16 protein-coding genes are annotated in these 19,522 nt (G+C 65.2%); 8 read left to right on the top strand and 8 right to left on the bottom strand.

The window, feature by feature from the left end; genetic code table 11:
• Positions 1 to 10: 10 nt before the first annotated feature.
• The 3 genes from IF803_RS02550 to IF803_RS02540 all read right to left on the bottom strand — a co-directional run bounded on the left by IF803_RS02550 (position 11) and on the right by IF803_RS02540 (position 3,745).
• Positions 11 to 2,074 carry a TRAP transporter permease gene (locus tag IF803_RS02550; protein WP_461191170.1) on the bottom strand — a complete coding sequence of 688 codons (2,064 nt, stop codon included), beginning with the start codon at positions 2,072 to 2,074 and terminating at the stop codon, positions 11 to 13.
• Positions 2,075 to 2,206: 132 nt separating this feature from the next.
• Positions 2,207 to 3,370, bottom strand: coding sequence for a TAXI family TRAP transporter solute-binding subunit (locus IF803_RS02545; protein ID WP_461191169.1), 1,164 nt, complete (start codon positions 3,368 to 3,370; stop codon positions 2,207 to 2,209).
• A 153-nt stretch (positions 3,371 to 3,523) separates the two neighbouring features.
• Complete coding sequence (locus tag IF803_RS02540) at positions 3,524 to 3,745, bottom strand: acyl-CoA carboxylase biotin carboxyl carrier protein subunit (RefSeq protein WP_461191168.1); 222 nt, start codon at positions 3,743 to 3,745, stop codon at positions 3,524 to 3,526.
• A gap of 129 nt (positions 3,746 to 3,874) precedes the next feature.
• Here IF803_RS02540 and IF803_RS02535 point away from each other — a divergent pair, with 129 nt between their 5' ends.
• The gene (locus IF803_RS02535; protein ID WP_028344644.1) at positions 3,875 to 4,849 is read left to right on the top strand and encodes an IclR family transcriptional regulator; all 975 of its coding nucleotides are present in this window, start codon (positions 3,875 to 3,877) and stop codon (positions 4,847 to 4,849) included.
• On the top strand, positions 4,779 to 6,338 hold the full coding sequence (locus IF803_RS02530) for an acyl-CoA carboxylase subunit beta (protein WP_461191167.1): 1,560 nt from the start codon (positions 4,779 to 4,781) through the stop codon (positions 6,336 to 6,338). The genes IF803_RS02535 and IF803_RS02530 overlap by 71 nt, the downstream gene beginning before the upstream one ends.
• 116 nt (positions 6,339 to 6,454) lie before the next feature.
• Here IF803_RS02530 and IF803_RS02525 read toward each other — a convergent pair whose 3' ends face one another.
• The gene (locus IF803_RS02525) at positions 6,455 to 7,618 is read right to left on the bottom strand and encodes a patatin-like phospholipase family protein (RefSeq protein ID WP_461191166.1); all 1,164 of its coding nucleotides are present in this window, start codon (positions 7,616 to 7,618) and stop codon (positions 6,455 to 6,457) included.
• Between the two features lie 241 nt (positions 7,619 to 7,859).
• On the opposite strand from IF803_RS02525, the gene IF803_RS02520 reads away from it, so the two are divergent.
• The 3 genes from IF803_RS02520 (at position 7,860) to IF803_RS02510 (ending at position 11,172) form a co-directional block, all read left to right on the top strand.
• Positions 7,860 to 8,645: an acetoacetate decarboxylase gene (locus IF803_RS02520; protein ID WP_461191165.1), complete on the top strand. Its 786-nt coding sequence runs from the start codon at positions 7,860 to 7,862 to the stop codon at positions 8,643 to 8,645.
• A gap of 142 nt (positions 8,646 to 8,787) precedes the next feature.
• Positions 8,788 to 9,807, top strand: coding sequence for a transporter (locus IF803_RS02515; RefSeq protein WP_461191164.1), 1,020 nt, complete (start codon positions 8,788 to 8,790; stop codon positions 9,805 to 9,807).
• 48 nt (positions 9,808 to 9,855) lie between these two features.
• On the top strand, positions 9,856 to 11,172 hold the full coding sequence (locus tag IF803_RS02510; protein ID WP_461191228.1) for a carbohydrate porin: 1,317 nt from the start codon (positions 9,856 to 9,858) through the stop codon (positions 11,170 to 11,172).
• Positions 11,173 to 11,192: 20 nt separating this feature from the next.
• Here the strand turns inward: IF803_RS02510 and IF803_RS02505 are convergent, their stop codons facing one another.
• From IF803_RS02505 to IF803_RS02495, 3 genes are all read right to left on the bottom strand, one after another.
• Positions 11,193 to 12,497 carry an MFS transporter gene (locus IF803_RS02505; protein WP_461191163.1) on the bottom strand — a complete coding sequence of 435 codons (1,305 nt, stop codon included), beginning with the start codon at positions 12,495 to 12,497 and terminating at the stop codon, positions 11,193 to 11,195.
• Between the two features lie 216 nt (positions 12,498 to 12,713).
• Complete coding sequence (locus IF803_RS02500) at positions 12,714 to 13,910, bottom strand: acetyl-CoA C-acyltransferase (protein WP_461191162.1); 1,197 nt, start codon at positions 13,908 to 13,910, stop codon at positions 12,714 to 12,716.
• A 617-nt stretch (positions 13,911 to 14,527) separates the two neighbouring features.
• Positions 14,528 to 14,695, bottom strand: a complete 168-nt coding sequence (locus tag IF803_RS02495) for a hypothetical protein (RefSeq protein ID WP_162832415.1) — start codon at positions 14,693 to 14,695, stop codon at positions 14,528 to 14,530.
• A 176-nt stretch (positions 14,696 to 14,871) separates the two neighbouring features.
• Between IF803_RS02495 and IF803_RS02490 the strand changes: the two genes are divergently transcribed.
• From IF803_RS02490 to IF803_RS02480, 3 genes are all read left to right on the top strand, one after another.
• Positions 14,872 to 15,534: a hypothetical protein gene (locus IF803_RS02490; RefSeq protein WP_461191161.1), complete on the top strand. Its 663-nt coding sequence runs from the start codon at positions 14,872 to 14,874 to the stop codon at positions 15,532 to 15,534.
• A gap of 219 nt (positions 15,535 to 15,753) precedes the next feature.
• Positions 15,754 to 17,010: an MFS transporter gene (locus IF803_RS02485; RefSeq protein ID WP_461191160.1), complete on the top strand. Its 1,257-nt coding sequence runs from the start codon at positions 15,754 to 15,756 to the stop codon at positions 17,008 to 17,010.
• Positions 17,011 to 17,151: 141 nt separating this feature from the next.
• Positions 17,152 to 18,552, top strand: coding sequence for a sensor histidine kinase (locus tag IF803_RS02480; protein ID WP_461191159.1), 1,401 nt, complete (start codon positions 17,152 to 17,154; stop codon positions 18,550 to 18,552).
• Between the two features lie 10 nt (positions 18,553 to 18,562).
• On the opposite strand, the gene IF803_RS02475 is transcribed toward IF803_RS02480, so the two are convergent.
• Positions 18,563 to 19,333, bottom strand: coding sequence for an enoyl-CoA hydratase (locus IF803_RS02475; protein ID WP_028344655.1), 771 nt, complete (start codon positions 19,331 to 19,333; stop codon positions 18,563 to 18,565).
• Between the last annotated feature and the right edge of the window lie 189 nt (positions 19,334 to 19,522).

The following is a 19,522-nucleotide window of genomic DNA, read 5'->3' as shown; positions in this document are numbered from 1 at the left end:
TGCAACGCAATCAGGGCGCGCGCAACTGGTTCGGAACCAGCGCCTGACGGCGGACCAGCAGCAAGGCGACCAGCACCGTCGGGGCGAGGATCGCGAGCCCTAACAGCGACACCTGCAGCTGCGACAGCGGGTTGATGCCGCCGCCGGGCGTCGCGAGCACGAAGCCGCCGATCACCAGCAGCACCCGGAGCGGCCATTCCAGGGCACCGGCGCCGCGGAGGTCGCCGACGAAGGCCTGGTAGCCCTGGATGCCGCCGCAGATGAACAGGGTGCCGCACGCCGCGAGCGCCATCAGGCCGAGGCCAGCGAGATAGGGGCTCGGCCCCTGCATCACCAGCGCCGGGTTCAGCACGAAGAAGAACGGGATGAAATAGATGATGCTGCCGACCCACATCGATTCCCACCCGGTCTTCATCGCGGGTGAGCCGGCAATGCCGGCCGCGGCGAAGGAGGCGATCGCGACCGGCGGCGTGATCGACGACAGCATGCCCCAATAGAAGATGAACATGTGCACCGCCATCCGGTTGAGCCCGAGCTTCTCCAGCGCGGGCGCGACCAGGATGGCGAGGAAGATGTAGCAGGCGGTGGTGGTCAGCCCGAGGCCGAGGATCAGGCTGGTGAAGGCGCACATCGCGAGCAGCAGGAACGCGTTGTCGCCGGCAAGCGTCAACAGATCGTTGGCAAGGCTCGAGACCACGCCGGTCATCGAGAACGCCCCGATCAGGAGACCGCAACCGGCGAGGATGCCGACCAGCTCGACGAAGGTGCGGCCGTTGACCTCGAGGAATTTTCCGATCGTCCCGAGCGTCCAGCGGGTCTCCTTGGAGAAGATCTGATTCAGCACCAGCAGCAGCGCGGTGGCGTAGAACGGCGCGTGGCTTTCGCGCTTGAAATACAGCAGCATCACGATCAATAGCGCGATCACGAAGACGTAATACCAGCCGTTCTTGATCGTATCCATCACGCGCGGCAGCTCGGCGCGCGGAATGCCCTTCAGCCCGTGGCGCGCGGCGTAGGAGTCCACCTGCATGAACAGGCCGACATAGTAGAGCGCCGCAGGGATGATCGCGGCCACCGCGACCTCCGCGTAGCTGATATTGAGGAACTGCGCGATCACGAACGCGGTGGCTCCCATGACCGGCGGCGCCAGCACGGCGCCGGTGGAGGCGCAGGCCTCGATCGCGCCGGCATAGGAGGCGCGGAAGCCGCTCTTCTTCATGACCGGGATCGTCATGGTGCCGGCGGTCAGCACGTTGGAGACGATCGAGCCCGACATCATGCCGAGCAGGCCGGAGGCGAAGATGCAGACCTTGGCGGCGCCGCCGCGGAACGTGCCGCACAGCGCGAAGGCGAGGTTGATGAAGAATTTTCCGGCGCCGGTCATCATCAGCGCGGTGCCGAACACCAAAAAGCCGATCACGGTGTCGGCGAAGGCCTGGATCGGAATGCCGAGCAGGCTCTCGCCCGACAGCACGTGGTAGGCCGTGGTCTGGTCGAGCGTGAGCTGCGAGCCGCGGAACGGCCCGAGCCAGCTGGCCTCGGCGAACAGCGGATAGACAGTGAAGGGCAGCACGCTGAGCAAGAGGCTCCAGCCGCCGGTTCGGCGCAGCGCCTCCATCAGCATCACCCACATCACGAGGCCGGCGATGATGACGTTCCGCGGGGCGCCGTCGGACTCCCAGCCATATTGCGCCGCCTTGCGCACGTTCAGCATCAGCCAGATCGAGGCGGCGAAGGTCGCGACGGCAAGCGCGAGATCATACCAGGGAATGCGGTTCAGCGGCGCGCGCTCCGATCCGGGGAAGATCAGGAACGTGAAGGGCAGCATCAGCGCGATCAGGAGATAGAAATACTCGGTATTGAGCTGGGTGTAGTCGATGAAGAAGCGCAGCGAGAATTGCTGGTTGATGCAGAGCAGGATGGTCGCGGCAGTTGCGACCACCAGCGCCCAGCGCCACACGCCGCGCAAGGTGCGCACGCGCGTGACCTCGGCCTCCTGCAGATTGTCGAGGCCGGCATGCGGATCTTCAAACTCGATTCTTTTCGCAGGCGCAGCCGCGGCGTTCTCGGGCATTACGCATCCCCCAAATGTTGTCCGTTTTTGCCCGTAGCCTAGAGCATGATCCGCAAAAGTGCGAAGCGGTTTTGCTCAAACGAGCTGAAGCGCGATGACGACTAACCCGATCTCATCGCGCGTTGGCGGGTCTCACTCAAAGCCGTTGGGCATATTGGCTTTCGCAAGCGCGGCCGCGCGTGCCTTCATCCAACCATCGAGGAAGGCCTTGTCATCCGACGGCGGATTCGACTTGCCGTAATCCGTCCATGCGGCGGCGAGCACCTCCTGGCGCTTGTAGAGCGCGTTGTTGTGCGCCTCCTGATCGTCGCTCCAGTGGCCGGCTTCCTTGAGCGCCTTCACCGCGCCGGGATGCACGGGGACGACCCAGTTCTTGGTCTGCCGGTCGGCGCCGAGCCCGGCGGCGCCGGGCGCCGAATCCTTATAGGCGTCGTAGTTGACGATCATCGCCTTGGTGATCGCATAGATCTGGTCGGCCGGCTGCGCGGCATAGGCGACGAAGATCGGATAGGGGTAATTGCCGAGCTGGATCGGCTTGTCCGGCGAGATGCCGGCGCCGCATGTTGCAGTTTGCGGGAAGAAGAACGAGCCGACCTTTTTCACCCGTGCCCAGCCTTCCTTGTCGTCGGCGGGCAGCGGCGGCCACATCAGGCCGCGCGGCGAGGTCTCGGCTTCCTTGGCCGGGCCGGTGATCGTGGTGCCGAAGGCGGCATCGGTGTCGTTGTTGATCAGGCCTTTCCACATCGCGCCGTAGCTTGCGAACTCGACGATCTTGACGTCCTTCTGGGTGAGGCCGCCGAACGCGAGCATCGCGAGCGAGTTCTGGTTCAGCGCCGGCGAGCCGACCACGAAGCCGACGCGCTTGCCGCGAAGGTCCTTCATTTCCTTGACGCCGGCATCGGCTGCCACGCCGAGCGCGCCGCAATTGCAGTCCACCGACGACAGCATGAGCTGCAGCGGCTGCGGGCCCCATTCCTTGGCGCCGAACTCGAACACGCCTTCCTGCGCGAAATAGGTACCCGATCCCATCGCCGAGGAGACCGCGCGCTTGGCGCGCAACGGCGCGAGCCGCGCGACGTCGTTGCCGGCCGGCAGCACGCGGACGTCGGTGCCGTATTTGTCCTTCATCATCTTGCCGACGCCGACCGCGATGTTGAAGCCGGCGGTGCCGGTGTCGTAGGCGGTCACCGCCATGGTCGGCGGCAGCTTGATGTCCTCGGCCGAGGCGGGCAGGGCAGCGAAGATCGAAATGCCGGCAAGAGCGGCAGGCGCGAGCGCCATCAGCCGATGGATCATAATTCCTCCCTTTGTTTCGCTGTGCGAAACTTTTCCGGGCGGGATGATTGCATCGTGATCCGGCGATGGCAACGCTACCTCCGGCGCAAGCCGGCGATTTCGGCCGCTGCATCACCGGACAGATTGTCGCGGCCGGACGGCAAGGACGGGATCTCAGGTCTCGACGATCGCGACCGCCTGGCCTTCGGCGATAACATCGTCGACCTTGACCAGAATCGACTTGATTTTGCCTGCTGCCGTCGACGTGACCGGTATTTCCATCTTCATCGCTTCGACGAACGCAATCTCGTCGCCATTGCCGATGCTGCTGCCGGTCTCGACAGGAAGCGCGCAAACGCGCCCGGCAACTTCGGTCACAACCTTGATCTCTGGCATTCCACTCTCCGATACCGTCTTGCGGAAATTTCATCCGGCGAACGGCTTTTTGTTGTGGCGGCAGATTGCCTGAGGTAGCTTCTTCTGCAAGTGGAATTTTATTCCGCAGGACGGAATGGAGCCAAACAGATGGGAAGGCGCTCGGAACGGCTTAGCAGGCAGGGAATGCTCGCCAGCGAGACAGGCGATGGCGATGTCATCCAGGTGGTGTCGCGCGCCTTTGACGTGTTGCGGTGCTTCGAGGGACACGAGGCCCGGCTCGGCAATCTCGAGATCTCGAACCGCTGCGGCCTGCCGCGTTCGACGGTGTCGCGATTGACGCACACGCTGACGCGGATGGGACAGCTGGTCTATCTGCCGCGCGACCAGAAGTACCGCATCGGCCCGAGCGCGGTCGCGATGAGCACCACGATGATGAAGGGGCTACAGCTGCGCAATCTGATCCGGCTGCGCCTGCAGGATGTCGCCGATCAGTTGCCCGGCACGGTGGGCTTCGTCATCCCCGACCGCTTTCATCTGGTCTATCTGGAGTTCGCCCGCGCGGCCAACGCGCTCGGCCTGCATGAGGCCACCGGCAGCCGGATCTCGATGGCGACCACCGCGGCCGGCCACGCCTACACGGCCGCGCTCGATCCCGCGATCGGCGACGCGCTGATCGCGGAGATGGAAGGCGAATTGCCCGAAAGCGCCAAGATGCTGACGCCGCGCATCGAGGCCAACCGCCGGCATTTGCAGGAGCATGGCTACGTCGTCGCCTGCGGCCTGTGGAGCCCGCACATCAACGGCGTCGCGGTGCCGCTGTGGTCGCCGCAGTATCAGACCTATGTGGTCACCACGATCGGCCTGCTCTCGGCGATGTATGACGAGGCGCGGCTGCACCGCGAGGTCGCGCCGCAAATGGTCGAACTCGCCGCCGCGCTCGGCAGCCTGCTCGAAGGCGCCGACGGCGACATCTTCAGCAATCGGATCGAGCGCAAGACGCTTCCGGTGACCGCCCATAACAACAACAAAATCCTCAAGACGGGAGCAGTGAATGAACTGGAAGCCGGAACTCGACGACCTCGCCCGCCGCGAAGCGTTCGCGCGGGAGATGGGAGGCGTTGACAAGGTCAAGCGGCAACGCGACCAGGGCCGGCTCACGGTTCGTGAGCGTATCGACAAGCTCGTCGACCAGAACAGCTTCCACGAGGTCGGTGCCATCTCCGGCATCGCCGAATATGACGAGAGCAACGAACTCAAGCATCTGACGCCGGCGAACTGCGTGTTCGGCCGCGCCAGGGTCGACAGCCGCACCGTGGTCGTGGTCGGCGACGACTTCACCGTGCGCGGCGGCTCGGCGGATGCATCGATTTCCGCCAAGCCGTTGATGGCGGAGGAGATGGCGCACGACTTCCGCCTGCCGATCGTTCGCGTGATCGAGGGCTCCGGCGGCGGCGGCTCGGTGAAGACGATCGAGACCAGGGGCGCGGCCAATCTGCCCGGCGGCGTCGGCGGTACGCGCTGGTACTGGTACACGACCGCCAATTTGGCACGCGTGCCGGTGGTCGGTCTCGGGCTCGGCTCGGTCGCGGGCCTTGGTGCCGCGCGGCTCGCCGCCACGCATTACTCTGTCATGACCAAGAGCTCCGCGATGTTCGTCGCCGGCCCGCCGGTGGTGAAGCGCCTGGGGCAGGATCTGACCAAGCAAGAGCTCGGCGGCGCCGACATCCAGACTCGCGCCGGCGCGATCGATCAGGCCGTCGAGACCGAAGAGGAGGCGTTCGACTACGCACGGCGCTTCCTGTCCTATCTGCCGTCGTCGGTCTACGACCTGCCGCCGACCGTTCCCTGCACCGACGATCCGGAGCGTGCCGAGGAGTCGCTGCTCACCGCCGTGCCGCGCAACCGCCGGCAGGTCTACAAGATGCGGCCGATCATCGATGCCGTCGTCGACAAGGGCTCGTTCTTCGAGGTCGCCAGCAATTTCGGCCGCCCGATCATCACCGGATTGGCGCGGATCGAGGGCCGGGCGGTGCTGCTGCTCGCCAGCGATCCCTTCCACTATGGCGGCTCGTGGACCGCGGACGCCTGCCAGAAGGTGGTGCGCTGGGTCGACTTCGCCGAGACCTTCCATCTGCCGGTGGTCTATCTGATGGACTGCCCCGGCTTCATGATCGGGCTCGAGGCGGAGAAGACGGCGACCATCCGCCACGGCGTGCGGGCGATGGCGGCGGTCAACCAGAGCACGGTGCCGTGGTGCACCATCATCATCCGCAACGCCTTTGGCGTCGCCGGCGTGGTGCATCAGCCGGCCAACCGCTTCTCGATGCGCTATGCGTGGCCGTCGGCCTATTGGGGCTCGCTGCCGCTCGAGGGCGGCATCGAGGCGGCCTATCGCGCCGAGATCGATGCGGCCGCTGATCCCGCCGCCAAGCTGCGCGAGATCGAGGATCGCCTCAACAAGCTGCGCTCACCGTTCCGCTCGGCGGAGAAGTTCTGGGTCGAGGAGGTGATCGACCCGCGCAAGACGCGCTCGCTGCTCTGCGAGTTCGCGCGCCTCGCCGAACCGATCCGCAAGGCCGGGCCGCCGAGCAACATGTCGACGCGGCCGTAAGGGCTCTCCAGCCGTCATTGCGAGGAGCGTAGCGACGAAGCAATCCACACCTCCGCAAGCGGTGACATGGATTGCTTCGCTTCGCTCGCAATGACGGTGAAGGAGCGACCGCGCCTCTACTCGGCTTCCCGATGCACGTCGTGGATCACGATGCCCATGCCGCTCTCGGGCATCTTGATCCATTCGCGCCGCTTCAGCGAGCGCTTGGTGTCCTCGTGCCCGCTTACCCAGTGCTCGCGCATCGAGGTGCCGGAGAATTCGTGGTCCTTGGCGTCGCCTTCATAGGCCTTCTGCTGATAGATCAGCTGCAATAGCGTGATGCCGGGCAGCCGGGCGTTTGCCTTCTTGAGCTGGCGCTCCTCGTCCGAGAGCTGATCGTCGGGGATTTTTCCCAGCGCGTTGTGCAGGGCGGTGCGCAGATTGTAGGTCTTGCGATAGACGTCGGTGTTGTAGCGGGTACGCGACGAATACATGATGTCCTTGTGCCGGGCCATCACGTCCTGGATGTCGCGCGGCAGCGCGCCGCGCGCCGAGAACAGGTCGACCTGGAACACCAGCGAGTTCATGTTGTCTTCCTGGTCGAGCAGATGCTGCAGCGGCGTGTTGGAGACGATGCCGCCGTCCCAGAAATGATCGGTGCCGACCTTCACCATCGGCAGCGCCGGCGGCAACGCGCCGCTCGCCATGATGTGCTCGGGAATGATCTCGTCATGGGCATTGTCGAAATAGATGAAGTTGCCGGACAGCACGTTCACCGCACCGACCGCGAAGCGCATTGTCTTGGAATTGATGCGGTCGAAATCGACCAGCTCGAGCAGGGACTCGCGCAGCGGCGTGGTGTCGTAGTAGCTGGTGGCGGTACGCGCGCCGGCCAGGCTGAACCACGGATTGGTCTGATGCGGGGTGAAGAAGCCGGGCTGCCCGAGCGTCGTCGTCAGCCATGAGCTGGTGAGATTGCGTGCCTTGCGGAAGATGTCGCCGTCCGGCGTGTAGTGCCAGATCTTGCGGCTGGTGATGCGGTCCCAGAATGTGTGCAGCCGCTCCAGCCGCTTTTCGGGCGGATTGCCGGCGATGATCGCCGAGTTGATTGCGCCGATCGAGACGCCGCACACCCAGTCGGGCTCGATGTTGGATTCATGCAGCGCCTGATAGACGCCGGCCTGATAGGCGCCGAGTGCGCCGCCGCCCTGCAGAACCAGGGCCACACGATCGCAGCCTTCGGGACGCCAGCCCGGCGTCGCGTGATCGATATCGTCGAAATGCGGGGTTCGCGCGTCCATATCAGACACTCCAAAAATTCGCGGCGAGAATTCAGCGCGCCGATGACGCGGTGATGACAATTGCGGCGCCCACGCTCGGCGCATCCGGCATGCCTGCCTGCATGGTTAGCATTGGCCTCGGCAGCGCGACGCGGGTCACGCAAGCGCAACCGCGGTCACGCACCTGACGGAAATCCCTCACATCGCTGTCAATCTCGGCCGTTAGCTTCCGGCCAAATTTTTCAAACGGGGGGTTATTGCGATGCGCAGGGAAGATCTGCTCAAGCTTCCGTCCATGCCGGCCGCCGGCCCGAGCTATCCTGCCGGTCCTTATCGCTTCATCGATCGCGAATTCCTCGTCATCACTTATGAGACCGATCCGGAGTTGATCCGCGCCGGTCTGCCCGAGCCGCTGGAGCCGATCGAGCAGGCGATCGTGCACTACGAATGGATCAAGATGCCCGACAGCTCCGGCTTCGGCAGCTACACCGAGTCCGGCCTCGTGATCCCCGCGCGCCTGCGTGGCGAAGAGGTCAACTTCGTCTGTCAGATGTATCTCGACGATGATCCGCCGATCGCGGCCGGCCGCGAGATCTGGGGCTTTCCGAAGAAATACGCCCATCCCAAGCTCGAGATCGTCAAGGACACGCTGACCGGTACGCTGGAATATGCCGGCCAGCTCGTCGCGATGGGCACGATGGGCTACAAGCACGAGAGCATGGCGGGCAATGGCGACGTCACGCGCGCCACGCTTTCGAAGACGCAAGTTAATCTGAAGATGATCCCCGGCGTCGACGGCCATCTCGAGGTCTGCCAGCTGGTCGCGATCAACCTGACCGACATCGTCGTCAAGGGCTCCTGGATCGGACCGGGCCGGCTGCATTTGGTGCCGCATGTCAATGCACCGGTCGCCGATTTCCCGGTCAAGCGTGTCGTCGGCGCGCATCACTTCCTCGCCGATCTGACGCTGCCGTTCGGCCGCGTCGTGCACGACTACAACAAGGAGGCCTCGGAGTTGGCGGCGCCGACAGGCCTGGCCGCGGAGTAGGGCGGTCGCTGACATAAAACTGTAACAGGCGCGTCCTCCTATGTTGCGACGAAGGGACGCGCTTGCTCGGCGTTGCGCGTGGGCGAGGTCTTGAACATGTCATTTCGCGCGGTTGCGTTATCGATTGCCTTGGGGGCCGGCCATGCTGGCTGATCCACCTCCCGCTCCGGTCGGGTCGCTGCTGACCCGCGAGGCGGTCCCCGGTCTGGTCTGGGCGTTTCGCCTGCATCACGACGGCCGCGCCGAGTCGCTTCCGATCGATGCGCCGATCGAGCCGAGCCACGACGGAAGGCTGTGGCTGCACTTCAACCTGACCGACGTCCGGACCCGGGCATGGCTCGCCAACATGCACATCCCGCAGCTCGCGCGGGACCTCTTGCTGTCGAACGACAATTTCCAGCAGATCCACGTCGTCGACAATTGCGTCTACGGCGTCTTTTCCGACCTGGTGCGGGATGTCGAAGCCGCCACCCGCGAGACCGGCTTCCTGCGCTTTGCGATGACCGAGCGTCTCCTGATCAGCGGCCGCCATCAGGCGCTGTGTTCCGCCGATGCGACGCGCCGCGTGCTCGAGGGCGGCCATCGCGTCGGCAGCGTCGCGGCGCTGCTGGAGAAGATCGTTGACGAGATCGCCGACACCATGGACCGCATGGCGGACAAGATCGGCACCGATATCGATGCGATCGAGGAGCGGGTGCTGGCCGAGGATACCGGATCGGAGCTGCGCAAGAATCTGAGCCGGATGCGCCGCACCTGCGTGCGCCTGCATCGCCAGCTCGCGGGCCTGCGTGTGCTGTTCCACCGGCTCGAGCAGAAGAACACCGACGATCTCAGCCCGGCGCTGCGGCTGCAGGCCGGCAAGCTCGCGCAGCGGCTCGACGGTCTCGACCACGACATCGTCGAACTGCACGAGCGCAGCCGCCTGCTGGAGGAGGAGCTGCGCTTCAAGCTCGAGGAGGAGAGCAACAAGCATCTCCACGCGTTGTCCGTCGTCACCATGATGCTGCTGCCGCCGACGCTCGTCACCGGCATCTTCGGCATGAACACCAAGGGATTGCCGCTGACCGATGTCGATAGCGGATTTTTGGTGGCCGCAGGCCTGCTGGTCGGGTCGGCGCTGCTGGCCTATCTGCTGATGCGGCGGCTCGGCATCGTCAAATAGCGCGAGCGCACCGCGGCATTCCCGATGTGCAGAGTTCTTTCCCGCGCGATGTTGGTGGCCGCGGCCCTCGCGCTCGGCGCGCCGGCGCATGCGGAAGACAAGGCCGTGGCCGATCGGATCGCGGATACCCGCGCTGCGCTCGAGGAGGCCGGCTACCAGTTCAGCCTGACCTATATCGGTGAGGGGTTTTCCAACGTCTCCGGCGGTGTCAGCAACGGCGCGGCCTATACCGGCCGTCTCGATCTCGGCACCACCATCGACCTCGAGAAGGCGATGGGCTGGAACGGCGCGACCTTCCACGCCAACATGTACCAGATCCACGGCGACGGGCTGTCGCGGAGCTATGTCGGCAACCTGTTCCTGGTGTCCGGCGTCGAGTCGCTGCCGGCGACGCGGCTCTATGAATTCTGGATCGAGCAGAAGCTGCTCGGCGGCAAACTTTCGGTGCGCGTCGGCCAGCAGGGCTCGGACGTCGAGTTCATCGACAGCCAGTACGACGACATCTTCATCAATTCGGCGCTGGGCTGGCCCGGCATTGTCGGCACCATTCTGCCGGCCGGCGGACCGTCGCCGCCACTTGCCGTGCCCGGCATCCGGTTCAAGGCCAATCTGTCCGACCGCATCACCGCCTATCTCGCACTGTTCGACGGTTCGGCTTCGCCGCCGCAGGGGACGGACGATCCGCAGATCTTGAACGCCCACGGGTTGAATTTCCGCGTCAACGATCCGCCGTGGTGGATCGGCCAGCTGAAATACAAGTTCGAGATCGGCGAGAGCAGGCTGCCGGCGACCATCACCGGCGGCACCTGGTATCACATGGGCTCGTTCGCCGACCAGCGCTTCTCGGCTGACGGGCTGTCGCTCGCCGATCCCGACAGCTCCGGCGACACGCGATGGCTGCGGCGGGACAACGGCATCTTCATGGTCTATGAGCAGCTGCTTGCGCGCGCCAGGCCGGACGCGGACAAGGGCGTCGCGTTCTTCATGCGCGCCTCGGTCAGCCCGTCGGACCGCAACCTGATCAGCACCTATGTCGACGGCGGCTTCCTGTTCACCGGCTTCAGCGAGACGTATCCGGACGATCGGTTCGGCATCGCCGCGATCTATGCCAGGATTTCGGACGCCGCGCGCGCGCTCGACCGCGACACCCAGATCTTCACGGGCACGCCGTATCCGATCCGCGACTACGAGGCGATCCTCGAGATCACCTACCAGCACGTGGTGAACCCGAATTTCACCATGCAGCCGATGTTTCAATACATCGCCCATCCCAGCGGCGGCGCCGTCGATCCCAACGATCCGACGCAAACGCATCGGATCAAGGACAGCGTGGTGTTCGGGATGCGCACCATCCTGTCGTACTGACCATCGCGCGGGAAGCGGCCTCAGGCCGCGACCGGCTTCGGCTCCGCCACCGATTTCGGCTGCGGCCGCGCGATCGCGAGCGCGATCAGTGCGGCAAAGATGCACAGCGCACCGGCAATGAAGAACGCCGGCAGGTAGCTCTGATAGATCGTGCGCGACAGTCCGGCGCCGAACGCGGCGGCACCTGCGCCGAGCTGGTGGCCGGCAAAGATCCATCCGAACACCAGATTGGCGCGCTCGGCGCCGAAGCGCTGCGCGGTGAGGCGCACCGTCGGCGGCACCGTCGCGATCCAGTCGAGGCCATAGAACATCGCGAACAGCGACAACCCGTAGAACGTGAAGTCGGAGAACGGCAGGAACAGCAGCGACAGCCCGCGCAGGCCGTAATACCAGAACAGCAGATAGCGGTTGTCGTAGCGGTCCGACAGCCAGCCCGAGACGATGGTGCCGAAGAAATCGAAGATCCCCATCGCGGCAAGCAGGCTTGCCGCCTGCACCTGCGGGATGCCGTAGTCGAGGCACATCGGGATCAAATGAACCTGGACCAGGCCGTTGGTCGAGGCGCCGCAGACGAAGAAGGTCGCGAACAAGATCCAGAACACCGACGACTTCGCTGAGTCGCGCAGCGTGCCGAGCGCTGCGGCCACGATCGGCGCATTGGCCGGCGGCGGCGCGGGAAGCGGCGCGGTGCCCTCGTCGCCGAACGGACGCAGGCCGACGTCGCTCGGCCGGTCGCGCATCACCATCAGCACGGCAAAGGCGGCGACGCCGAGCATGACGCAGACCAGCCCAAGCGCGACACGCCAGCCGTAGCGCTCGGTCAGCGTCGCGAGCAGGGGCAGGAAGGCGAGCTGTCCCGTCGCGACGCTTGCGGTGAGGATACCGACCACGAGGCCGCGTCGCGCCACGAACCAGCGCGCCGCGATGGTTGCGCCGAGCACCAGCGCGGTCATCCCGGTGCCGATGCCGATCACGACACCCCACAGCAGGATGAGCTGCCAGACCTGGGTCATGGCGAGCGAGGCCAATAGCCCGGAGACCACGATCAGCTGCGCCGCCAGCGTCACGTTGCGCAGGCCGTAGCGGTTCATCAGCGCGGCGGCGAACGGCGCCATCAGCCCGAACAGGATGAAGCGGATCGACAGCGCCAAGGAAATCTCGGCGGTGGACCAGCCGAATTCCTTCTGCAGCGGCACGATGAACACGCCGGGCGCGCCGACGGTGCCGGCCGAGATCAGCGCGGCCAGGAAGGTGACGGCGACCATCACCCAGCCGTAATGGATGTTGCGGCGGGCGAGGGTGGAAGCAAGCCAGTTCGAGATCATTGTGTTCCAGATCGATTGCGGTGAAAGCTTTGCGTGATGCGCAATATGGCACGGGGGCGCCATGGCTAAAATGCCATAGTTCCCTCGTTTTCGGACTCTGTATAACCTCATCCTGAGGAGCCCGCAGAGCGGGCGTCTCGAAGGATGCAGGCCGGGAACCGGGCCTCATGGTTCGAGACGTGCTTCGCACTCCTCACCATGAGGGCAGGCAGTGGATCAGCGCGCGACCCGCTCCACGGCGATCGCGGTGGCTTCGCCGCCGCCGATGCACAGCGCGGCAACGCCGCGCTTCAGGTTCTGCGCCTCCAGCGCGTGCAGCAGCGTCACGATCAGCCGTGCGCCGGTGGCGCCGATCGGATGGCCGAGCGCGCAGGCGCCGCCGTTGATGTTCAGCCTGTCCCTGGGAATGCCGAGGTCGCGCTGCGCCGCCATCGCGACTACCGCAAACGCCTCGTTGATCTCGAACAGGTCGACATCGCCGACGCTCCAGCCGACCTTGTCGAGCAGTTTTCTGATCGCCGGGATCGGCGCTGTCGTGAACCACTGCGGCTCCTGGCTGTGGGTGGCGTGGCCCTTGATCTCGGCCAGAACCGGCAGTCCATCGCGATCGGCGAGCGAGCGCCGGCTGAGGATCAGCGCCGCGGCGCCGTCGGCATTGGCGGAGGAGGCGGCCGGCGTGATGGTGCCGCCCGCTCGGAACGCCGGCTTCAGGCCGGGGATTTTCGCCGGATCGACCTTCAGCGGGTGCTCGTCATTGGCGACGATGCGCGGGCCGGCCTTCTCGGCGAGCGTGATCGGCGCGATCTCGGCCTTGAAGGCGCCGCCCTCGACCGCCTTGCGGGCACGGCTCAGCGTCTCTATCGCGAACGCGTCCTGGTCGGCGCGGGTGAACTGATAGGCCTCCGCGGTTGCCTCGCCGAAATCGCCCATCGAGCGGCCGGTCTCGTAGGCGTCCTCGAGCCCGTCCATCATCATGTGGTCGATGATGCGATCGTGGCCGGCGCGATAGCCGCCGCGCGCCTTCTGCAACAGATACGGCGCATTGCTCATGCTCTCCATGCCGCCGGACAGCACGATCTCGGCCGAGCCGGCCTTGATTATGTCGTGGGCCAGCATGGTCGCCTTCATGCCGGAACCGCAGACCTTGTTGACGGTCGTGGCGCCGGTGGCATCCGGCAGTTTGGCGCCGCGCGCGGCCTGGCGGGCAGGGGCCTGGCCCTGGCCGGCGGGCAGCACATTGCCCATGAACACCTCGTCGATGCGCTCGGGCGCGAGTTTTGCGCGCTCCAGCGCAGCCCCGATCACATGCGAGCCGAGCTTGTGTGCCGGCAGCGGCGAGAGCTCGCCCATGAAGCGGCCGAGCGGGGTGCGGGCGGCGGAGAGGATGACGACGGGATCGGTGCTGGTTGCCATGGCAAAAGTCCCTTTTTATGTCGGGGATTTGATTGAATTATCGTCATCATATGATGCGATGCAAAAAATGCAACTGCGGCTCTCATGACAAAATGTCGTGTTCGCATGAGTTGGGGGCTGGAATCGTTCCGCAATCACGAATGTCGTCCTGGCGAAAGCCAGGACCCATACCCACCGCATTCAGTGATGAACCGGATCGTGGCCCCAAGGTCGCGCAACAATGGAGATTGGGGCAATGGGTGCTGGCTTTCGCCAGGATGACGGCGATGGATGGCCCTCGATTCATGATGACTCCGGGGAGAATGGGAGCACGCGAGTCTCCACCGGTGTCGTCGCTGCGAAAGCAGGGACCCATACGCCGCGGCGGAGGTCGTTGAAGGGACTCGTCGTTCCAACATCGCGCAACGATCAACATCGGTGGTTATGGGTCCCTGCTTTCGCAGGGACGACACCGAGTGTTTGGCGCCCCTTGTGAGTCACACGTCCGCATTCTCGCGGCATGAATCGCCCGAACGTACACCGAGTTTCTCTTCTCGCGAGGCCTTGCGCCGTCGGGCAAATCAATGATTGAGAATTTCGCCGGGCGGCGGCGCGTCCGAGCTTGTCTGCGACCTGATCTAATCCGACCGCCAGGCGCCGAGCAGAAATCGTCGCTTCGGCGCGGAGCCCGCTTGTTTCTGCACGTCCGGCAGGTCGACGGCATGGCGCTTCATCAGCAGCCGGATTGCGATCGCGATGATCACAAAGGGCGTGAGGTAGATCGCGAAAACTTCGAAGGCGTTCATGTCGTCCTCCGCGGCTTCGGAACAGGCATGCTAGCACGATCATCGCGCGCGCGGGCAGCTAAAACTGTACCGGCGCCGCTGAGTTGGCGTTAACCGAATTCCGAACGCCGATCAATTCAAGGTTGCGGAATACGGGTCTGTTTACCGATCCGGCGCTAGGGCTGGCGGATCGTGCAATGGAAAGTCCCGCCGCAATGTCCGTGATCGCCGTCGAGCAGCCGTCCGTCCGCATTCCGCTCTCCGTCAAGATCGGCTTCAGCGCCTTCATGGCCGTCCTGGTGCCGGTGTACACCTACTGCTACGGGCCGACCAACTTCCTGTATTTCTGCGACGTCTGCCTGATCCTCACCTTGATCGGGGTCTGGACCGAGAGCGCGCTGTTGATTTCGATGTGCGCCGTCGGACTCCTTGTGCCGCAAACATTTTGGGTGATCGATTTTCTCGCCCATGTCGCCGGCTACTCGCTCACCGGAATGACCGACTACATGTTCGACCAGAATCTCTCGCTGTTCCTGCGGTTCCTGTCGGGCTTCCACGGCTGGCTGCCGTTCCTGCTCCTGTTCCTGATCTGGCGGCTCGGCTATGACCAGCGCGCGCTGATCGCCTGGAGCGTGCTGGCGTGGGCGGTGCTGCTGATCTGCTACTTTGTGATGCCGGGACCGCGGCCGGACCCGGGCATGACTCCGGTCAACATCAACTACGTCTTCGGCACCAGCGACAGGGCGGCGCAAGGCTTCGTGCCGCCGCTGGTATGGCTGGCTGGCCTGATGATCGGCCTGCCGCTGCTCGCTTTCATACCCACCCATTTCATGCTGCGGCGCGCCGTGCCGCCGGTGTAGGGCCTGCGACTCGCGAGGCTGCGCCATCCCGTCGCTGCGGATACCATCGCGCATGGCCGCATGCGGCGGCTTCGATTGACACCCATCGCCTCGGCGCTACGCTGCCGGAACAGGGCATTTTCCCAAGCGACTCAAGACAGATTCAAAGCGCCGCAAGCACGACCAAGAACCAAGACCCAGAAGAACAACGAAAAAGGGCAGGACACGCGTCATCGCGTCTTGAGCGGGACCCCGCGGACCTCCGCGCTCGCGCCATTTCGCATCCGCAGCTATCGCTTTCAATGGCCGTCCGATCTGCTCACCTCCTGGGCGTTCGAGGTCGAGACGCTGGTGCTCGGCTGGTACATCATGGTCGAGACCGGCTCGGTGCTGCTGCTGACCGTGCTGGCGTCGCTGCAATATGTCGGCACGCTGGTCGCGCCGGTCGTCGGTATGATCGGCGACCGCATGGGGCACCGCGATCTCCTCGCCGTGATGCGCTTTGCCTATACGGCGCTCGCCGGCACCATCATGACGCTGGCGCTGACCGAGCATCTCGCCCCGCTGAACGTCATGATCATCGTCGCGATCATGGGCGTGATCCGCCCGTCGGATCTCGGCGTGCGCGGCGCGCTGCTCGCCGACATCATGCCGCCGGAGCAGCTGGTCGGCGCTATCAGCCTGGCGCGCACCACGCAGGACTCGGCGCGTATCGCAGGAGCCCTGACCGGGGCCGGATTGTTCGCGGCGCTCGGCATCGGCTATGTCTATGTCGGGATCGCCGGCTTCTATTTCGTCGCCGCCATCCTGATGCTCTGCATGAGCCGCCCGAAGTCGCATGGCGCGACCGATCTCGCGGCCGACGCGCCGGGTTCAAAGCTGCTGCGCGACCTCAAGGAGGGCATTGTCTATGCCTGGAGCGGCCCGGGCATGCGCGCCGCGCTCTGCGTCGCGTTCCTCGCCAACCTCACCGCGTTTCCGCTCACCAACGGGCTCTTGCCCTATGTCGCGCGCGACATCTTCCATACCGACCAGACCGGGCTCGGCTATCTCTCGGCAAGCTTTGCGGTGGGCTCGCTGATCGGCTCGATCACGCTTAGCATGGCCGGCGGGGTACGCATCGCACGGCTTCTGATCGGCGCGACGCTCGCCTGGTACGCCATGCTCCTGGTGTTCGTCGAGCTCCGGACCATGCCGGTCGCGATGGCCTGCCTGCTGCTCGCCGGCATCGCGCAGAGCATGTCGATGATCTCGGCCGCCGTGATGCTGATGCGCAATGCCAGCGCGCATCTGCGCGGCCGCGTCATGGGCGTGCGCATGATGGTGATCTACGGCCTGCCGCTCGGGCTGCTCGCCGCCGGCAGCCTGATCGACCTGATCGGCTACACCGCGACCGGCACGCTGCTCGCCGCAGCCGGATTCATCGCCATGCTGGCGATCGCGCTGCACTGGCGCGCCGACCTCTGGCCGACCCACGCCCCGGCGAACGCGCGGTGAGGGGCGCGGCGCGATGCCGCGCCGCGGTCGGCGATGCGCCAAAAGGACGCGACAGCGCAGGCAAGCTGTCGTAGATCATTTTCCACGCTCCCATTCCAGCACCAAGACCTTTCATACTTTAGTACCGTAATGCTCCGTCTTTTGACCCGCCTTGGACTGCGCTTCGACGACACCGTCGAGGAGCGCCGATTTGTCGACCAGTACGTGAGGGGCAATATCGGCTGGACCCAGGTCGCGATGCTGCTCGGCGCCTTCACCTATGCCGGATATGCGTTCTGGGATTGGGTGCTCTATCCCGACGTCGTGGCGACCACGCTGGCGATCCGCGGCGGGGTCGCCGTGCTGGTCTTGCTGCCGCTCACCGCCTTGCTCTCGGTGCCCGCGATGAAGCCGTGGGCCGAGACGATCTTTCTGGTCTATTGCGTCGTTCCAGGCTGCGTGCTGCCGAGCGTCTACCTCGTGCTGCCCTCGGGATTCACCTATGCGGCGCCCGGCGTGATGATGGTGATCCTGTTCGTCTCGACCATGCTGCCGCTGCGGATCGGGCCGCTGGCGGTGTTCTGTCTCACGACATGGATTGCCCTGTGCATCGCTGAATCGCTCGGGCCCGCGCTGCCGCCGGGCTTGCGCTTCATCAATCATTCCCTTGTCATCAACGCCTATGCGTTGTCGCTTTACGCCGTCGCCGCCCGCGAGTTCCGGGCGCGCCAGCAATTTCGAACGGCGCAGGCGCTGAAGCAGGAGAAGGAGCGCTCGGAAGCCTCGTTGCGCGATTTGCACGCGACGCAATCGCACCTCGTGCAGGCCGAGAAGCTGGCCTCGCTCGGGCAGCTCGTCGCCGGTGTCGCGCATGAGGTCAGCACGCCGCTTGGCCTCGCGCTGACCACGTCAACGACCATGGAGGCGGACCTTCGCGCGATGAGCGAGGTGCTGAACGGCACCGCCGTCCGCCGCTCCGACCTGACAAGGGGCATTGCACGGATCGAGAACGGGCTTCGACTGACCTCGGAAAACCTGCATCGTGCATCCGAGATGGTGCACAGCTTCAAGCAGGTCGCCATCCATCAAGCCGACGAGGAGCGTCACACGTTCGAGCTCGGCGGATGGCTCTCTGATCTGATCTCAAAGCTCGGGCCGCTGCTGTCCCGTCAGGGATTGGTCGTCGAAGTCACGTGCCCGCAGGGCATCATCCTCAACAGCTATCCCGGCGCGCTGGCGCAGGTGATCAGCAACCTGGCGTTCAACGCGGCGGCGCATGCCTATCCTGATGGCCGCGGCGGATGCTTCACCATGACGGTGACGCAGCCGGATCAGGCGCTCGCCCGGATCGCTTGCGCCGACCAAGGCGTCGGCATCCGCGAGGATTTGCAGGCAAGGGTGTTCGATCCGTTTTTCACCACCGGGCGGGAGCGGGGCAATATCGGGCTCGGTTTGCACATCGCCTTCAATACCGTGGTGTCGTCGCTCAGCGGCCGGATCGCGCTGGAGAGCGAGCCGGGCCGCGGCACGCTGGTCCTGATCGAGATCCCCGTCTCGAGCTGAGCGCGGCGGCCTACCGCTTGCGGTCCAAAAATCCCTGCAGCAGCCGCTGCGGCTCGCCGGTCAGGAACGATTTTCCGAACACGCCGACGCTGAGGTTGACCGACTCGGTCAGCGGCAGCTCTTCCCACTGCCGCAGCAGGTCCTTCTGGATCCGTAGCGCCTCGGGGCCGCATTCCAGCAGCGCCTTGACGGTGTGCTCGACGGCGTCGTCGAGGCCGCCGGGCTTTGCCACGGTGTCGACCAGACCCCAGGCGAGCGCGGTTTGAGCGTCGATGTTCTCCGCGGTCATCATCAGCCAGCGGGCGCGGCCCCAGCCGATCAGGCGCGGCAGCAGCGCGGCGTGGATCACCGAGGGGATGCCGACGCGCACCTCGGGCATGCCGAACATCGCGTCATGTGCGGCGACGCGGACGTCGCAGGCGGCAGCGACCTCGAGGCCGCCGCCGAGGCACCAGCCGGGCAGGCGGGCGATCACCGGCGCCGGGAATTTGCGCACGGCCTCGCAGAGGTCGCGCAGCCGGCTGATGAATGCTTCGGCGGATGTCTGGTCGAGCGTCGCCATTTCCTTGATGTCGGCGCCGCCGATCATGCTGCGCTCGCTTTCGCCGGCGAGGATCACGACGCGGATGCCGCGGTCGGCGGCCAGCTGCTCAAAGCCCTCGCGCACGCCGTTGGTGACGGCTGAACTCACGATGTTCAGCTTGCCGGCGTTGCAGATCGTGAGGCGGACGACGCCTCTGGAGTCGCGGTCGATGCCGCAGTGGGGATTGAGCATGTCCATGGAAAAAGTCCCGGCGTAGGAATGGATCGACAAGTCATTCCGGGAAGGTGCGCAAGCACCAGACCCGAAATCTCGAGATTCCACAATTCGCAATTGCGAATTGGGGTTCGACGCTTGCGTCGCCCCGGAATGACTTGGGCCATGTCCCGGACAAAGCGTGGCTCTGTCAAGGGACCGGCGCGGCGGTTG

Source organism: Bradyrhizobium sp. UFLA06-06 (genome assembly GCF_054820065.1).
The sequence above is the reverse complement of the archived record's forward strand: the minus strand, read 5'-3'. Positions and strand labels throughout refer to the sequence as shown.